The organism is Lachnospiraceae bacterium oral taxon 096 (assembly GCA_018141845.1).
GTDB lineage: Bacteria > Bacillota > Clostridia > Lachnospirales > Lachnospiraceae > F0428.
Genome location: CP073340.1, coordinates 2033249 through 2049081 on the forward strand (window position 1 = coordinate 2033249; position 15833 = coordinate 2049081).

Genomic DNA, 15833 nt, shown 5'->3' on the forward strand with positions numbered 1-15833 from the left:
CTCTTCTCCTTACCATATTCGAAATTGTAAGAGCAACATCACCATCACACAAAGAAAAACCAATGTCTCTATTGTATATTTTCCAATATCCAAAAGTCTAGCCATTTCGATACTTCGCCTGGCCTCACTGATATAACGATTTAACTCTCCAACAATATTAAAATTATGATCGGTGCTGTCTAGCTGTTCCAATCCAACCTCAATGGTATAATAAATCTCTAATTCCTCCCTACAACTTGGGCATTGATCTAAATGTTCCAAAAATTCCTTTGTCTGTTCTCCATTGAGCTGGCCTCGAATAAATGGCTGAATCTCATGCCATTCCTGTCTACAATCCATTATTGAATTCTCTCCTTTAAGTGCCCTTTTTGGTAGGCATCTGCAAGTTCCTTCAAATCATCAATGCGAACTTGCAATTCTTTGCCAATGTCAGTCTGCCCAACCGTGATGCGCTTTTCCACTGTCTCTACAATATGCACATGGGCTGCTTTTTCCTTTTCCAAATGAAATGGGCTGTGCTCTGCAAGCATCAATCTTCTCGATGTAAAAATTAGCGTATATCCTGCAATTCCTGTTTTCTTTTGATAGGCCTTTGACAATCCCCCATCAATAACAAACATTTTTCCGTTGGCACGAATTGGCTTTTCTCCGTCCTTTAACTTCACTGGCATATGCCCATTGATAATGTGACTTTGCTTTGTATCCATCCTAAATTCCTTGAATACTTTATCACAAAATTCCTCTTTTTCACAGAGTTTATAGTAGGCATTTGGAAGTTCAACTCTTGCCTTTTCATCCTCTACAAAATAATTTTCAAAAGTCTTCATCGCATCTTTGCCAAAGAGTGGGGATTTCGGGCCACACCAGAGATACCACATCATATCCACACAATTTTTCTTTCGCCGATGATGTGTTGGCAAAAAGTAAGCATCTCGAATCACTCTCTCCAATGCTTCCATCAATTCCCTTCCCGCATACTCTGTTCCTTCCACTTCCATTTTAGAAAAATTGCCATCGGCATCTGTAGGTAGACAGGCGTGAAACAGTAAGTTATTATTATAACACAAATACATACTTCCCTTAGCATATAAAAATTGCATATGTTTTTTAAGCACAGCACTGTGTTCAAAGGAATGTGTCAACACCTCAACGAGTTCCTCTTCCTCTGTTGTCAATTGATAGGGATTTTTAGGATCAACGGTCGGGAAATAGCTATCACGAAGGGGATATTCCTTACCATTTAGGCAAATAACCCCTCGTTTATAGTCAATTTTTTCTAGCACCAGTCTCTCTTCCATATGGTATTCCGGATGTGCCTTAATCATATTTCCATCAAGTTTAAACATAATAATGGCAATCGCCTTGTGCATCTTTGCCGCCTGCACAGGATCAACTGCATCATAGATATTCTCATCTAAAATCTTTGGATAGAATCGCTCACATGGATCATCCTTATAAACTCTCGCTGCAAACATCGAAATTGGTCTCAAATTGATGCCATACCCATCTTCAAGCACATCAAAATTATTGTAGCCAAAGGCACTTCTCAATGCACTGCACACAAGGGCAGAATTTCCAGATGCTGCTCCCATCCATTCCACATCATGATTGCCCCATTGAATATCCAGCTCTCCAAAGTGAATAAGTTCTTCCATAATCATATCTGCTCTTGGTCCTCGGTCAAACACATCCCCAATAATATGCAAATGGTCAATGGTCATCTTTTGAATGACATTGCAAAGAGCCACAATCAACTCATCTGCAATCCCAAGATCAATAATCGTCTGCACAAGCTCATTGTAATAGACAGCCTTATTCTCGTCGGTGTTATCCACATTCAAAAGCTCATCCATAATATAAGCAAATTCCGCTGGCATACGTTTTCTCACTTTTGACCTTGTATACTTTGAAGAGACCGCTCGCAAAATCTTAATCAGGCGATAGATAATCAAACTCTCCCATTCTTTTGTCTTCTTGCCCTCTACTTCCTTTTTCTCCAAATTTCTCTCTGGATAGTAGATGAGATTGGCCAGTTCTTTTTCCTCCCATTCATAAATCAGATGCCCAAATGTCTCTCGTATTTTTTGTCTTGTCATTCCTGAAGAGCTCCGCAACAAATGTGCAAAAGCCAAATGCTCTCCATGTAAATCTGAAAAAAAATACTCCGTTCCCTTTGGCAATCCCATAATTGCACGCAAATTAATCATCTCACTGATTGCATCTTTCCTTGTTGGATACTCCCTTGACATCACCTTTAGATAATCTAATTCTCTCATTGGCACCTCCAATTTGCCCACAACATGCGTTATTTTTATTATAACATATTTTCTGTCAAGTTGTCCCTACCTTGCTTTATTCCCTACAGTGTGCTATACTTAGTTGCGATTTTACCAATAGATTATATAGGAGGATAAATTATGCGTCACACAAAAAAAGCCGTTGCGATTATGACTGCGGTCATGACCATGGCTATGACATTTACAACACCAATGTTTTCTTTTGCTGATGAATCATTTGGTGCGGTAACTGCAACTACGGTTGATGCGGGCAATGGTGCCCCAAAAACGGTAACTAATGTCAATTCACCTGCAAACCTCGATTTAGGTGCAGTTGTAAAATCTGCTGGACTTGATGCCCTTGGAGAGGGAAACACACCTCCAGATCCAATTCTTGGTGTAACACCAATGTTACACTATGAGTTAAGAGATGCTGCCCAGAACAAGATTACAGGTACAGAGTCTAACTTAAATACCTATCTCTATAGCCCACATGGTTTTTCTTCCATCTACTTTGAGCATCAGGGTATTGCTAGATTCTACTACAGAGCATACACCAAAAAGCATGGCTGGTTCCCATGGCAAAATTCTAAGGAAGGCACACCAAATGGCGACAACAGCGACAAAATACAGGCCCTCCAAATTCGTGTCAAAGGTTACACCGGAACTATGGATGATGTCTATTACAAGGTTGTCTTAAATGATGGTACTTCTCTTGATTGGGCAAAGAATGGACAGACTACAGGTACAATTGGCACTGACAAGTATATCGTTGCCATTAAGATTGCTCTTTGGCACAACACAGAAACCTTCCCTCAGGCAACTAGCGTCCTGATGGAGGCCAACAACTACGAAGGAACTTACATTGGTGCTGATGGAAAAGTTGCATATTCAACAGCCAGTGGTGCACCTTACACAGGTTGGGCATTCTACAACAATGATCAGTACTACTTCCACGAGGGTCAGCGTGTCACTGGTTGGCAGTATATCGACGGCTTAAAGTTCTACTTCAATGAGGATGGCACAGTAGCTAGAGATTTGGAGCCAATTATGGGATTAACTGGTGATTATCAGATCAAGTACAACAAGAGTACTCGCACAATGACCATCTACGCCAAGGATGGCAAGAATGGATATATTATCCCATTTAAGACCTTTATGGGTACTTCAAGTACAGATACTCCTGTTGGTTCATTTAAGACTTATGCAAAGTATAGATGGAAAATTATGCACGACAACATCTATTGCCAGTACTTAAATCGATTTAAGGATGGATTTATTATCCACTCTCTCATCTATTACGATGCACCAAACTCAAATAAGCTTGATCCAAATACATACAACTACATGGATGACGCATCATCTGCTGGTTGTATCCGCTTAAAGGCTGGCGATGCCGCTTGGGTTTACTCAAATACTCCACTTAGCACTCCAGTGATTATCTTTGAAGATCAATGGAACAAGGGACCAATTGAGAAACCTGCAATTGACAAGCCTATCCCACTGTCACAGCACTACGATCCAACTGATCCAGTGATGATTGCACAGCAGCAGGCTACAGCAGCCAATGCAAAGTAGGTAATTTTACTCCCTACAGGACAAAATAGAAATATCCTGACAAACACAGGCATTTTAGCTCTGTGGCTTGTCAGGATATTTTTAAACTATTTCATTGTGACGAACTGGGAACTTGGAGTTTTTTATAATAAAAAATGTTGAGATCAGCTACGGCTTTTGTAGGTCGCTCGTACTTTAAAATCCCTGCCACATCTTTTCCCACAAACCAAGGCTCATTGTTTAAAACTAGAGTTCTAATTTCTCCAAACTCGTTATTACTAAAAATTTGTAATTTTTTCATTCTTCCTCCTTTCTTTATTCTATTTTTCCGAAATTATCGCCTAAAAAAATTTGCCCTGTTCTGATTTCAAGGGCATTTGCAATCAAACTTATCGTATTATATGACGCATTTCGTAGATTGTTGATGTCATTCTCGTAACTCCAGATAGTTCTTGTTGAGACATTAACTTTTTTAGCCATCTCCTCCTGTGAAAGACCTCTCAATTTTCGCTATTGTGCCAATATAAAAATTTGTATTTCTATATATTCCCATCCTCCCCCCGTCATACCGATAGGACAGTGTCTTGTAATTATCTTAGAAACAGCCAAAACAAGCCAATTATAATGATTACTAATCTGAAAGTATAAAAGGCCAATTTTAGAGATTTCCATAATAATGTCTTCATAGTGCTTTTCACAAGCACGGAAAAGTGATATAGTACTCCATAAGGGGCGGTGCTTTCGCCCCTATGTCATTATTTGATACTGTGTAGTATCATCATAATTATGGACACGAGAGTTCCGATCTCTAGTGTCAACCCGATGAGCTTTCTAACTAACTTAGTGAGCTCATCTATTTTTTTATACCACTTTTCCATGTCTTCTTGACAAATATTATACACATATATATGTATTTAGCTATTGACTTTTTGATTTTTATTGTTTATAGTTATATCAACAGAGTTGCCCAGTCAATGCATTGGGGACCAGGTCGAGCCAATTAGCTTTTTAATTGTCTTGACCTTTTTATTTTTGGGGGAAAATTAAAATGGAATTAAAATGTCCACTTACAATAGAGCAACAATTAGAAAAATTAAAATCACATAACATCATCATAGATGATATGAATGAAGCAAGAAATTTTTTACAACAAGTCAGTTATTACCGTATTACAGGCTATATATTACAATTTAGGGAAAGCCCATCAAATAGTGATATAGTATTAGGTCATAAATTATCTGAAATACAAAAATTATATGTGTTTGACGCTGAACTTAGATCGCTACTCCGACACTATATTGAAATAAATGAGGTGTATTATAAATCTCATATATCTAACATATTCACATTAGAAAAGTGCACACTCTCACCACATAACCAGCACTATAGTGAAGATAACTATTATGACAAAAATGGATTTAAAAAAATTATAGAACGATTCGAAAAAGAAGAACAATACTACGCCGACAGTTTAATTGTTAAACATCATAAACAAACTTATGAAAATAAAATGCCGCTATGGGTGATGTTTGAGTTCATGTCTTTTTCTAGTGTATCTATGTTATATAATGCAATGTATATTAGCTCTAAAGAAAATATAGCTCGCCCCCTTGGAATTGGACATAAAACGCTATCAAATCATCTACATTGCATGTCGATACTTCGAAATAAGTGTGCTCATGCTGCTAGACTAATTAACATACATTATAATCCACCTGTTAAGCTATCACAGAAATTCTTAAGGGACAATCCAAGTGTCAAAAATGATTCTCTATTCGCATACATTAAGGTCTTAATACAAAGATTACCATCAGATAATCTGAGAAGCGAACTAAAAGATAAATTATCTCAATTAATTGAAAAACACATAGAGATTGTTGATTTATCCATTATAGGATTTCCAGTTAATTATAAAAGTCTTTTGTGACTGGTATTTATAATAATGATCTACTCAGCTTCGATTATGCACGCATTAGGTGTGCCAGATCGCTACATCATGGAGCGTGGTGGCTGGTCTACGGATAAGACTTTAAAAGCTGTATATCAGCATACTATGAGTGATCAAGCACAGGAATTCAACAAAAGAATCAAGTCATATTTTGAAAAAATGCAACGCAACGAACAAAAACCACCCTTTCGGGTGGTCCATAGAGTGCCGATGATGGGACTTGAACCCATACATCCATACAGATAACAGATTTTGAGTCTGTCGCGTCTGCCATTCCGCCACATCGGCTCTTCAACAACAAGTGCATTTTATCACAGTATTGTTTTAATTGCAAGTATTTTTTCAAAAAAAAGTTCATTAATCTCTAAAGACTTTTTTTGCCATTTGCAATATACTATATACAGAACAAATACAGTAAAGAAAGGATTTATCTTATGAAAAAATCATTAAAAATTATGGGCTTTTCTCTTCTATCTGCTACCGCTATCTTAGCTGTCGGATGCAAAAAGAAATCGACAACCGATCTCTCCAGCACCTACACAACAGCTGAGTCAAGTACAGAAAAAGAAATTAAAACCACTGCTGCCCCAACCGCCCCAGCACAAAACCCAAGTGCTGTTGTTGACCCAGCATTCAAGACACAATCTTCCACCTACCAAAGTGACAATAAAAATGTCAGCATTGCCTATCCAAAGCTTGCTGAAATGCAGGATACTGCAATGCAAGAAAAAATCAATGCCCTCATTGAGAAAAATGCAACTTCCATTGTCTCTGCCCTTGGTGTAGATCCAACAAAGGATAAATTGGATATTCAATCATCCATCAATAACTCCGACAACTCTCGCCTCAGTATTATTTACAAAGGCACATTGACTAAGGCCGATGGCTCCACACAGGCTATTTTTTACACCAATACCATCGACTTAAAAAATGGTCAAGACCTCGGGTTAAAGGATTTTGCTGATGCTGAAACTATGGCAAAATACCTATTGTCCGACGACATTCAGCTTTCTGATGCAAGTGCTGATGTCACCAACAAATTCCTTGAGAAGCGAAAGTCAAAATCGGTAGAAGATTACACAAATATGCTAAAAAATGCGGACTTCCCAGTAAAATCAAGCGATGGAAAGACTTTCCCAAGTTCATTTAGCTATCAAAATGGCGGAGATATCTACTTTACAGTTCCTGTAGACCACGATTTGGGAGATTATGTTACTGTCATCTATTCACCAAAGACAAAGTAGTCGATATTCTGTAAATATTAGGAAGAGAGGAAAATTTATGCAAAAGACATTCATCAATACTCATCCCTTAGTTCAGCACAAAATCTCCCGCCTAAGAGACAAAACGACAGGAACGAATGAGTTCCGTGCCCTTGTGGGCGAAATTGCTATGCTAATGGGGTATGAGGCACTCAATGACCTTCCAACCGAAGATCGCCCAGTGGAAACTCCTATTGAAACTTGTATGAGTCCACATATTACGGGGCGAAAGCTTGCTATTGTTCCCATTCTTCGTGCTGGTCTTGGTATGGTCGATGGCATTCTCTCCCTCGTCCCAACAGCAAAAGTAGGACATATTGGACTCTATCGAGATGAAGTAACTCACATCCCGCACGAATACTACTGCAAGCTACCTCGTCCCATTGATGAACGCATCATTGTTGTCACTGACCCGATGCTAGCTACAGGTGGATCCGCAATCGATGCCATCAGCCAAATCAAGGCCCACGGTGGAAAAAAGATTAAATTTATGTGTATCATCGCTGCCCCTGAAGGACTAAAAGCCCTAGAAAAGGCACATCCTGATATCCAAATCTATATTGGTCATCTTGACAGACAACTCAATGCCGATGCCTATATCTGCCCAGGACTTGGAGATGCTGGAGATCGCATTTTTGGCACAAAGTAAAAGAGGGGGAGGCTCCCCCTCTTCCATTTATTATTCCTTATCCTCTATCTGATTTATAATCGTTTGTGTCAGTGCTGGCTGGTTTGGAGCTGCTGGCTGAAAATACTTGGTAGCAATTCCTGTAATCTCTCTCATCTGCTCGTCAATCATTTTCAATAAATTTTCTGTATCTCTATTTAACATTTGTTGAAACTCTCTAGTCTGTTGCACGATATCATTCATCTGAGTCTTAATTTCATCTTTTATGATATCATCTCCTTCTCCTCCAGGAAATATATCTTTTATAGCTTTTACATCTTCATAGAGCTGTTTTTTATGCTCATTTTGTATAGCAAGATACTCCTTAGTCTTCTCTATATACAAATCCTCAACTTGCTTTCTAACTTCTGCTTGTGTACTTGCCATGAATCTTGCCAATTTCCCTGCTGATTCAGACATCTCAATACGAAAATTCTTTTCAATTTGAGCCAATTTCTCTTTATACTGAAGATCACTATCTTTAAGCATTTTATCAATTTCTATTTGCATTCTCTGTTCTTCAGCAGACAGCTTCTGTTCTCTGTCCTTTCGCTCAAGCTCCATCTCCATTTGGAATCTTTCCATATCCTTTTGAAGCTCCAATTCGTGCTCTTTATTCTTCTTGTCCCTATTATCATCACATTGCTTCAATGGTTGCCTTAGTGCATCACACATCAAATGAATTGGCTCATAAATAATATCATCAATTTTATCAAGCATACCTAAAAAATCAGATTTTTTTCCCATCTTTATATCGTCCCTCCCTAATTTCTTCTATTTTTTTCTCACGTTCCTTCTTCCCTTTTTTAAAGAAAACACTCATTCTCTTCTTTTTTTCTTCCCAATTATTACTCACATCTATAATATCTCTCAATATCTTTGTTCTTTCTTCAACGAAATTTATTTCAAACTCTTCATAACCCCATTTTTTAAGGAATGCCCCATACCATTGAATAAACATTGATAGACATCTCTTCCTTTCTCTCTCTGAAAACGAATAGCTATTGATCTTATCCTCAATATTTTTCCAATGTAGTTCCAACCACATCAATTCTTGTAGCTGTAGTTTTGTTTCAAATAATACCTTCCTGTTTATCCCATCATATAGTGCATCATACAACTCCGAAGCATTATCACTCAAAATGTCATTAATCAAAACACTTCTACACTCCTTGGCAATATTCATAAACTCTAAATACGGAAAACTACTGTTCATTCTCTTATCCCCTACGACTTATCTAGCTTTTCTTTTACCTCATTTTTAAACTCATCAATTGTCTTTACAACATAATCATTAATCAATGTTTCACTGAGTGAAAAGCTCTTGTCCATATTATCCACAAATCGCTTCATCCAAACTTTTCTTGTATCATCATCAATAGCCTTTTCACCATTTAGCTTAGCAATAATCTTTGGCAACACAATATCATAAAATTCTTTCTGCTCTTTTCTAAATTCCATTAACTGTTTTGACACAAACTCTATTTCTGAACTATACTTTCTCACTAAGTCCATATAATGCTTTTCATAATCATAGAGTACCTGTATTGACTTATCTTTCTTACTTACCGGTATATCTTCAAAATTGCTAAAACAATCTTCATTCTCAATGGTCATTTACCCTATCCCCTTTCTTTTTATTGTTTTTTTTATTAAATTTCTAATTTCTCCTTTTTTACTGGTACAGGGTATTATTTCAATAGTTACTCCATCTTCACTACGACAAAAATGACATTTACACTTTCGTCTTCCTTCTGCAGTTTCTGCAATAATTAATAAGTATCCATTTTCAGCATCAAGACCAATACCAGACAAAAAATCACTGAAATCACTACCAAAATGATATTCTGCTTTTTTACTTTTTTTTTTCTTTCGTCTGTACTCTCTCTGTCATCGTTACTACAAACATCTATACTTTCTTCTCTTTTTTCTCCTCCTTTCTTTTCCTTTGTGATTCTTTCAATATTGTTAGATTTCGTTGTCACATAATCAAATGCTCCTTCTTCTACTAATTTCCAACTTGTAATATTACTACAAAATGAAAAATTTTCTCGTTTCCCATCACACATTAATCGAGCAAACTCTTCTTTATCTAACTTAGAATTTGCTTCTAAATATTTTTCAATATCTGACTTGGCAACACTATCACTATTAACCTGTATTTCTTTAAATTTACTAGATTCACTCCCTTGATGCTTTTTTTCCCAAATATTCTCCACTTCCTTTACATAGACTTCCCACAAAGTCGAAATATCTATGTCTCCATACTCATTATTATCCTCCTTGTCAATAACAACTCCTACAAATGCAAATGTTCTTCTTCCTCTATTATCTAAAAAGAACTTCTCAAATTTTCCCTTTTCTCCTTTTGCCTCACAACATATGTCCTCTAAAAATCCTACTACACCTGCTAGTCTATACTTACCATTATCTACAATAAGCCAACGAAACCCTTGTAAAGAATCTATATCCTCTGTCGCCTTTAAAATATTTTCTCTAGCCCACTTAATATTATCACTGTTAAATCTCTCTGGTCGTACCAAAAATTCTGCATTAAAATCACAATTAAGTGTTCTAGAATGTATAATCGGTGCTACTTTCATTTTGCTGTACTCCTCCTCATCTATACAGAAATATTTTTCTGCTGATACTCAAGCCATTTAGAAATATCTCTTTTCTCTCCATCAATGTAAATGTTTTTAATCCTCTTCAACACTTCTAACATATTCTGCAAATACATCTGCATAGATTCTTTTTCTGTATTCTTGGCATTTATCTTATCAACCAAAGACTTTTTCTGTCCTGATAACTGAGCCATCTCCCCTTTTCTTTTAAAAATTCTATTTTTCTCTTTGAGCAGTTTCGAATCCAATTTTGAAAGTTCTTGTTCATTCTTCCTAATCTCTAAAATTATATTACGGATCTTCTTAATTAGAGCAACATATATCGACATAAAGATTGGAAGTTCTATATTTATAGGTTCTATTTTCATCTCCCCTATAGAATTCTTATCTATACAAACTGGAATAATTGTTACAACCTTTTCCACATCATTTTTTACAAAAAAAGGTGTAAATGCCTTCTTTATAATTTCATATATCATATCCTTGTTCATAAATCCCATGCACAGATCATATTTTGTAATAACAATCTCTGTCAGCGGTATAGCTTTATTATTATTTGCATAATCACTAAAAAAGGTATTAATCACATTGCTACATTCACTCTTTATATTTTGTACTATTTTGTCTATCTCTACTTCCCCATCCTTGCTCTTCTCTTTACTAAACAAAGTTCCATCCACACAAATAATCAAACTGCTTGAACCTTGAATTGATTTCTTTACCTTCTCATATTCTTCAATATTTCCACTATTTTTTCTATTTAACAAACCTCCAGGATAATCAATCCAATCAAAATCCATAATTTTTCTAAATCCATAATCTAAATTAAATGTATATGACTTTGATGTATCCGTTCCTGCTGGAAATCTCCTCTCTCTAGGTAATGTTGGGTCATCAAACCTAGCATAATAATCTCTAAGTTGTACATCTGTATCTTCATCTGTCGTAATTGTATAACCTGCTTTTCCAGCACCCATCATATAGTAAAGGCTCAATAAATAACAGGTCTTTCCAGCACCAGACATTCCTAAAATTGTAATTGTTGTATCCGCCATAGTTCCTATCTCCTCTATGTTTATATGCTACTTTCAGTATACTGAATATATTCAGAATATTCAAGTAGATTTTCCTTTTGTAATCTTTTTATAGGAGGAGAAACAATGTTCAATTATTCACCACTTTGGAAGACGATGAAAGAAAAAGAATTCTCGACATACAGATTACTAAAGGAAGGTCTCGACAGAAAAATTCTATTTAATTTACAACATAATAAAAATGTAACTATCCTTACACTCGAAAAGCTATGTACTATTCTTGATTGTAAAATCGAAGATGTAGCAGAAATTATAGTTGACAAATAAAAGAACCGTAAAGAATCAAATTCTTTCACGGTTCTTTTGCTATAATTTTTGTAATTTTTTGTGTTTTGTAATGACTACTCTGTACTGCTATTTATCCCTTCACAGCTCCATTGGCAACACCATTTAAAATCTGCTTTTGGCAAACTACATATAAAATCAAGATTGGAACTAATGCCAAAATATAAGATGCAAATGCAAGATTATAGTTTGTACCAAACTGTGTTTGGAAGTTTAACTGTGCAAGTGGCAATGTGTTTTGACCGGTTCCTGACATAATCACAAGTGGTGTCATTACATCATTCCAAGTGCCAAGTGCCGTAAGAATGGCAACGGTTGCGTGCATTGGCATCATCATTGGGAAGATAATCTTCCAAAAAGTTGTCCAAGTGCTTGCACCATCAATCTCTGCGGCCTCTTCCAAAGCAATAGGAAGATTTTTAATATAGCCAGTGTAGAGCAATACATTCATTGGCATATAGAATACCAAATATAATAGGATAACACCTGCACGGTTGCCCAGTCCCATCTGTGCTGTCTGCTTTACTAAAGGCATCATCAAAATGGAAAATGGTACAAACATACCACTGACAATATACAAATAAATTGCACGGAAGCTCTTTTTATGTGCCATTCCTCTTCCAATAACATATCCTGCAAGTGAATGGATCAAAATAGCAAGTATAATGGTTACAATGGTGATCAAAAGGCTGTTTCCCAATGAATGCCAAAAATCAGTAACTTCCATTGCCTGCTTAAAGTTGTCTAAACTCCACTTTGCCGGAAAAGATAATGCTCCTGCCACATCATTGGTCATTTCACTTGGCTGTTTAAAGGCAATAATAAATGCCATATACAATGGGAAAAATACGGTCAATGTTCCCAATATAAGTACAATTGTAAGTACCCAATTGCTCCTTTGTTTTACCTTCATCATAATTGTTCCTCCTTCTTATTCATAAATGTCATTTGGAATATAGAAAGTGCCACAATGACTAAGAAGAAAATTACAGCATTTGCACTTTGGAAGCCAAATTGGCCTCCGTCCATTCCATTTCGATAGATCAAAAACGAAATCGACTCTGTACTCTGTGCAGGACCGCCCTTGGTCAAAGACATAATCTGATCAAATACCATCAAAAGATTCTTTGTACTGAGTACCATATTGATGGTTACAAATGGCATAACCAAAGGGAAGGTCACCTTCCAAAATTCTACCCACTTACTTGCTCCATCCAGCATACTTGCCTCGTATACATCCTGTGGAACTGTCTGCAGACCTGAAATATAGATAATCGTGTTCATCGCAACAGCCTGCCATACACCAACAATCAATACTCCAATCCAAGCGTACTTTGCACTGGCTAAAATACTATTCTGTAAAAATCCAATATGGAATATATTTCCAACTGCTGGAAGAATATAGGTAAAAATAAAGCTAAAGATATAACCAATAACTAAGCCACCTAAAATATTTGGCACAAAATAAATTCCCCTCAGTGCACTCTTAAAGCGAATTTTTGCATTTAATCCAAGTGCCATAATCAGGCTGAGCACATTAACTAAGATGGTTCCTACAATCGCATATTTAAATGTGAACAAATAACTTTTTCCCACTCTGCCATCTGTAAAGAGATCTGCATAATTTCGAAGTCCTACATAATTATAATCGCCATATCCCTTATAATTTGTAAAACTATAGATGAATCCTTTAATCATAGGCAATGTGTTAAATAGGAAAAACAAAACCATTACAGGTATGATAATTGCCCAAAAAGTTTTATCACGCTTTGTCATTTTTCTTTTCATTGAGCGTTCTCCTTTTTCTTTTCGTATTCTTGTACCTTGCGAATCAAGTCTCTGTTGTAATGCTTCCAATCCTTATCAAAGCGATTTAAGAAGGTATCGGTCGCATTGTCGCTCTTATCCAAGAGATAGGTCTGAATCATGGCATCCACACTCATTTCACTTGGATAGTGATGATCCTGGAAATCCGCCATCTTATCGCCTTCAATATAAGACTTCATTCCCTCTAATTCCTTAGGAATGGAAAAATTTCCTTCTTTACAAGCGACTCCGCTCTGTCCATCAAGGTACATCTTGATGGTATCATCATCATACAAAAAACGAAGTACCTCATACACTGCATCCTTGTTCTTCGCCTTTTTCATCACACACATCTGCAAATCAATACCTGAATTGAGGACATTGTCCTTTGCAGACTGATTTGCTGGAAAGGTAAAGGAATCAATATTCATATCTGGATTGACGGACTTAATCTGCGAGATGGCATAACTGCCAATTGGAAACATTGCAGCTTCGCCTCTGGCAAAGGCAGTACAAGCATCATTATAGGAGTAGGCATATGGATTTGGCTCTGCGTAATCAAGCAACTTTCTTTCCTTCTCTGCAACCTCTCTATAGGCCTTGGCAAAGGTCGTCTTTCCCATATTGACTTGATTGCAGATATCTGGGGCCGTTAAACCAACTGCAAGAGCATTCCAAGGTGCAAGGCAAGTCCAAGTATCCTTATATCCCAAATATAATGGCTGAGCTCCACTCGCCTTGATGGTGTCGCACAGGGCAATAAATTCATCCCAAGTATTTGGAATTTTCCAACCATGTTGATCAAACATATCTTTGTTATACAAAATTCCAGCCGCATTGGCCACATAAGGCAACGCATATCTTCCCTCTTGAGGAATAAACTCCAATTGCTTGTCAATATCCAAGTAAGATTTCTTTACATTTTTTAATACATCAAGGTCAGAAATATCCATAAACAAATCAGCATCAAGGAAATTGGAATAATTGATATCTCCACCAATCGCAATAATGTCTGGATAATCTTCTCTAATAAACCTTGTCTTTAATATGGTCATGGCTTCATTTGGCGAATTAATGGTCAAATGAATATTGTCATGAGTTTCATTAAAGTGCTTTTCAATCTTTTCAAAAGTATCCACTGCTTCTGGCTTGTAGGAAACCATTTCAACTTCTACTTTGCCACCACTTGAGGCACTTTGTTGTTTACATCCAGCAAGACTTACTGCCGAAACAATGCCTATGACCACAGCCATTCCCTTCATCAGTTTACCTTTTTTCATATTCTATTCCTCTCCTATTTTTTTCCACTTCTTTAATGACTTCATTATACCATCCAATATGTTGCCAATAAATATCTACACTTTTTCTGTTTTATACCAAAATGCGTTATTTTGTGCTATTATGATATGTAATATCACATTATGGTATATTCACAGAGAGGTTATCATGAAAAGTACACTTTTTAATATATTTCCAAATGAAAACTTTATTGATTTGAATATGTATCAATATGGTTACGAACAATGTAAACCAGGACACTCATTTGGTCCCATTGCTAGAAATCACTACTTATTCCACTATGTCATTTCAGGAACAGGTACACTAATCGCAGAAAATTCAAAACACGAATCACAGAACTACTCCATTAAAAGCGGACAGGGATTTTTAATCTTTCCCAACCAAATTACTACTTACTATGCCGATTCTAAGATTCCCTGGGAATACACTTGGATTGAATTTGATGGACTAAAAGTAAAAGAAATTGTGGATATCACCAATTTTTCCCTAGATACTCCTGTATATCATGCCAATTCAAAAAATATTCGTGAAAAATTGATGGAAGAAATGCTCTATATTAGTCAGCACTCCAAAGAATCTCCTTTTCATTTAATTGGACATCTATACTTATTTCTAGATTATTTAATTCAATCTTCTAAGTCGTCCAATCTCATTCAAAGTGATAAGATGAGTAACTACTACATCAGGGAAGCCATCCACTATATTGAGCAAAACTTTCAAAATAATATTAGTATTGATGAAATTTCCAAAATATGTGGAATCAATAGAAGTTACTTGAGCAAACTGTTCCGTTCATCCATCGGGCGTTCTCCACAGGAGTTTTTAATCAATTATCGAATGATCAAGGCAACAGAATTATTAAAGCTGACTTCCCTATCCATTGGGGACATTGGATCCGCCGTAGGATATGAAAATCAGCTTCATTTTTCTCGTGCCTTTAAGACAATCTATGGAATTTCGCCGAGGGAATGGAGAGCTCAAAATAAGTTGATACATTCCCCTCACTAAAGGTATC

Annotated in this window: 19 protein-coding genes and 1 tRNA gene; 7 read left to right on the plus strand and 13 right to left on the minus strand. The window is 36.5% G+C overall.

Annotated elements, in window-relative coordinates; genetic code table 11:
- Positions 1-9 precede the first annotated feature (9 nt).
- Together J5A74_09790 and J5A74_09795 are read right to left on the minus strand one after the other, a co-directional pair.
- A complete protein-coding gene (locus J5A74_09790; protein ID QUI95648.1) occupies positions 10-339 on the minus strand; it encodes a zf-HC2 domain-containing protein in 330 nt (109 codons plus the stop codon).
- On the minus strand, positions 339-2276 hold the full coding sequence (locus tag J5A74_09795) for a fructose-1,6-bisphosphatase (GenBank protein QUI95649.1): 1938 nt from the start codon (positions 2274-2276) through the stop codon (positions 339-341). Before J5A74_09795 ends, J5A74_09790 begins: the two co-directional genes overlap by 1 nt.
- Before the next feature lie 141 nt (positions 2277-2417).
- Between J5A74_09795 and J5A74_09800 the strand changes: the two genes are divergently transcribed.
- On the plus strand, positions 2418-3854 hold the full coding sequence (locus tag J5A74_09800) for a L,D-transpeptidase family protein (GenBank protein QUI95650.1): 1437 nt from the start codon (positions 2418-2420) through the stop codon (positions 3852-3854).
- A gap of 91 nt (positions 3855-3945) precedes the next feature.
- Here J5A74_09800 and J5A74_09805 read toward each other — a convergent pair whose 3' ends face one another.
- Together J5A74_09805 and J5A74_09810 are read right to left on the minus strand one after the other, a co-directional pair.
- Positions 3946-4134, minus strand: coding sequence for a hypothetical protein (locus tag J5A74_09805; protein ID QUI95651.1), 189 nt, complete (start codon positions 4132-4134; stop codon positions 3946-3948).
- A 14-nt stretch (positions 4135-4148) separates the two neighbouring features.
- Entirely contained in the window at positions 4149-4313 is a 165-nt protein-coding gene (locus J5A74_09810) for a hypothetical protein (GenBank protein QUI95652.1), read from the minus strand.
- A 568-nt stretch (positions 4314-4881) separates the two neighbouring features.
- Between J5A74_09810 and J5A74_09815 the strand changes: the two genes are divergently transcribed.
- Both J5A74_09815 and J5A74_09820 read left to right on the plus strand, forming a co-directional pair.
- Complete coding sequence (locus J5A74_09815) at positions 4882-5760, plus strand: Abi family protein (protein QUI95653.1); 879 nt, start codon at positions 4882-4884, stop codon at positions 5758-5760.
- Positions 5761-5796: 36 nt separating this feature from the next.
- On the plus strand, positions 5797-6027 hold the full coding sequence (locus tag J5A74_09820) for a hypothetical protein (GenBank protein QUI95654.1): 231 nt from the start codon (positions 5797-5799) through the stop codon (positions 6025-6027).
- Here J5A74_09820 and J5A74_09825 read toward each other — a convergent pair.
- Positions 5987-6069 (minus strand) — tRNA-Leu (locus J5A74_09825). The genes J5A74_09820 and J5A74_09825 overlap by 41 nt on opposite strands.
- 146 nt (positions 6070-6215) lie before the next feature.
- Between J5A74_09825 and J5A74_09830 the strand changes: the two genes are divergently transcribed.
- Both J5A74_09830 and upp read left to right on the plus strand, forming a co-directional pair.
- Entirely contained in the window at positions 6216-7025 is an 810-nt protein-coding gene (locus J5A74_09830; protein ID QUI95655.1) for a hypothetical protein, read from the plus strand.
- A 37-nt stretch (positions 7026-7062) separates the two neighbouring features.
- Positions 7063-7692, plus strand: coding sequence for a uracil phosphoribosyltransferase (gene upp, locus J5A74_09835; GenBank protein QUI95656.1), 630 nt, complete (start codon positions 7063-7065; stop codon positions 7690-7692).
- A 30-nt stretch (positions 7693-7722) separates the two neighbouring features.
- On the opposite strand, the gene J5A74_09840 is transcribed toward upp, so the two are convergent.
- The 5 genes from J5A74_09840 to J5A74_09860 all read right to left on the minus strand — a co-directional run bounded on the left by J5A74_09840 (position 7723) and on the right by J5A74_09860 (position 11389).
- The gene (locus J5A74_09840) at positions 7723-8457 is read right to left on the minus strand and encodes a hypothetical protein (protein QUI95657.1); all 735 of its coding nucleotides are present in this window, start codon (positions 8455-8457) and stop codon (positions 7723-7725) included.
- Positions 8441-8926, minus strand: a complete 486-nt coding sequence (locus J5A74_09845; GenBank protein ID QUI95658.1) for a hypothetical protein — start codon at positions 8924-8926, stop codon at positions 8441-8443. Before J5A74_09845 ends, J5A74_09840 begins: the two co-directional genes overlap by 17 nt.
- Positions 8927-8937: 11 nt before the next feature.
- A complete protein-coding gene (locus J5A74_09850) occupies positions 8938-9327 on the minus strand; it encodes a hypothetical protein (protein ID QUI95659.1) in 390 nt (129 codons plus the stop codon).
- 155 nt (positions 9328-9482) lie between these two features.
- Positions 9483-10313 (minus strand): hypothetical protein, encoded by an 831-nt coding sequence (locus J5A74_09855; protein ID QUI95660.1) that lies wholly within the window; start codon positions 10311-10313, stop codon positions 9483-9485.
- Between the two features lie 20 nt (positions 10314-10333).
- Positions 10334-11389, minus strand: coding sequence for a hypothetical protein (locus J5A74_09860; GenBank protein ID QUI95661.1), 1056 nt, complete (start codon positions 11387-11389; stop codon positions 10334-10336).
- Between the two features lie 105 nt (positions 11390-11494).
- On the opposite strand from J5A74_09860, the gene J5A74_09865 reads away from it, so the two are divergent.
- Positions 11495-11695 (plus strand): helix-turn-helix transcriptional regulator, encoded by a 201-nt coding sequence (locus J5A74_09865; GenBank protein ID QUI95662.1) that lies wholly within the window; start codon positions 11495-11497, stop codon positions 11693-11695.
- Positions 11696-11786: 91 nt separating this feature from the next.
- Here J5A74_09865 and J5A74_09870 read toward each other — a convergent pair whose 3' ends face one another.
- The 3 genes from J5A74_09870 to J5A74_09880 are packed head-to-tail and all read right to left on the minus strand — an operon-like array spanning position 11787 to position 14799.
- Positions 11787-12626 (minus strand): carbohydrate ABC transporter permease, encoded by an 840-nt coding sequence (locus tag J5A74_09870; GenBank protein QUI96886.1) that lies wholly within the window; start codon positions 12624-12626, stop codon positions 11787-11789.
- A complete protein-coding gene (locus J5A74_09875; GenBank protein QUI95663.1) occupies positions 12626-13501 on the minus strand; it encodes a sugar ABC transporter permease in 876 nt (291 codons plus the stop codon). The genes J5A74_09870 and J5A74_09875 overlap by 1 nt, the downstream gene beginning before the upstream one ends.
- A complete protein-coding gene (locus J5A74_09880; GenBank protein ID QUI95664.1) occupies positions 13498-14799 on the minus strand; it encodes an extracellular solute-binding protein in 1302 nt (433 codons plus the stop codon). Before J5A74_09880 ends, J5A74_09875 begins: the two co-directional genes overlap by 4 nt.
- A 166-nt stretch (positions 14800-14965) precedes the next feature.
- On the opposite strand from J5A74_09880, the gene J5A74_09885 reads away from it, so the two are divergent.
- Positions 14966-15826 carry an AraC family transcriptional regulator gene (locus J5A74_09885; protein QUI95665.1) on the plus strand — a complete coding sequence of 287 codons (861 nt, stop codon included), beginning with the start codon at positions 14966-14968 and terminating at the stop codon, positions 15824-15826.
- The last annotated feature ends 7 nt before the right edge of the window (positions 15827-15833 follow it).

Excerpts from the sequence above, each read along its gene's own strand:
- J5A74_09790 (QUI95648.1), bottom strand. The coding sequence starts at position 339 with ATGGATTGTAGACAGGAATGGCATGAGATTCAGCCATTTATTCGAGGC.
- J5A74_09855 (QUI95660.1), bottom strand. The coding sequence starts at position 10,313 with ATGAAAGTAGCACCGATTATACATTCTAGAACACTTAATTGTGATTTT.
- J5A74_09865 (QUI95662.1), top strand. The coding sequence starts at position 11,495 with ATGTTCAATTATTCACCACTTTGGAAGACGATGAAAGAAAAAGAATTC.
- J5A74_09860 (QUI95661.1), bottom strand. The coding sequence starts at position 11,389 with ATGGCGGATACAACAATTACAATTTTAGGAATGTCTGGTGCTGGAAAG.
- J5A74_09830 (QUI95655.1), top strand. The coding sequence starts at position 6,216 with ATGAAAAAATCATTAAAAATTATGGGCTTTTCTCTTCTATCTGCTACC.
- J5A74_09820 (QUI95654.1), top strand. The coding sequence starts at position 5,797 with ATGCACGCATTAGGTGTGCCAGATCGCTACATCATGGAGCGTGGTGGC.
- J5A74_09810 (QUI95652.1), bottom strand. The coding sequence starts at position 4,313 with ATGGCTAAAAAAGTTAATGTCTCAACAAGAACTATCTGGAGTTACGAG.
- J5A74_09795 (QUI95649.1), bottom strand. The coding sequence starts at position 2,276 with ATGAGAGAATTAGATTATCTAAAGGTGATGTCAAGGGAGTATCCAACA.
- J5A74_09815 (QUI95653.1), top strand. The coding sequence starts at position 4,882 with ATGGAATTAAAATGTCCACTTACAATAGAGCAACAATTAGAAAAATTA.
- J5A74_09805 (QUI95651.1), bottom strand. The coding sequence starts at position 4,134 with ATGAAAAAATTACAAATTTTTAGTAATAACGAGTTTGGAGAAATTAGA.
- J5A74_09880 (QUI95664.1), bottom strand. The coding sequence starts at position 14,799 with ATGAAAAAAGGTAAACTGATGAAGGGAATGGCTGTGGTCATAGGCATT.
- J5A74_09875 (QUI95663.1), bottom strand. The coding sequence starts at position 13,501 with ATGAAAAGAAAAATGACAAAGCGTGATAAAACTTTTTGGGCAATTATC.
- J5A74_09885 (QUI95665.1), top strand. The coding sequence starts at position 14,966 with ATGAAAAGTACACTTTTTAATATATTTCCAAATGAAAACTTTATTGAT.
- J5A74_09870 (QUI96886.1), bottom strand. The coding sequence starts at position 12,626 with ATGAAGGTAAAACAAAGGAGCAATTGGGTACTTACAATTGTACTTATA.
- upp (QUI95656.1), top strand. The coding sequence starts at position 7,063 with ATGCAAAAGACATTCATCAATACTCATCCCTTAGTTCAGCACAAAATC.
- J5A74_09840 (QUI95657.1), bottom strand. The coding sequence starts at position 8,457 with ATGGGAAAAAAATCTGATTTTTTAGGTATGCTTGATAAAATTGATGAT.
- J5A74_09850 (QUI95659.1), bottom strand. The coding sequence starts at position 9,327 with ATGACCATTGAGAATGAAGATTGTTTTAGCAATTTTGAAGATATACCG.
- J5A74_09845 (QUI95658.1), bottom strand. The coding sequence starts at position 8,926 with ATGAACAGTAGTTTTCCGTATTTAGAGTTTATGAATATTGCCAAGGAG.
- J5A74_09800 (QUI95650.1), top strand. The coding sequence starts at position 2,418 with ATGCGTCACACAAAAAAAGCCGTTGCGATTATGACTGCGGTCATGACC.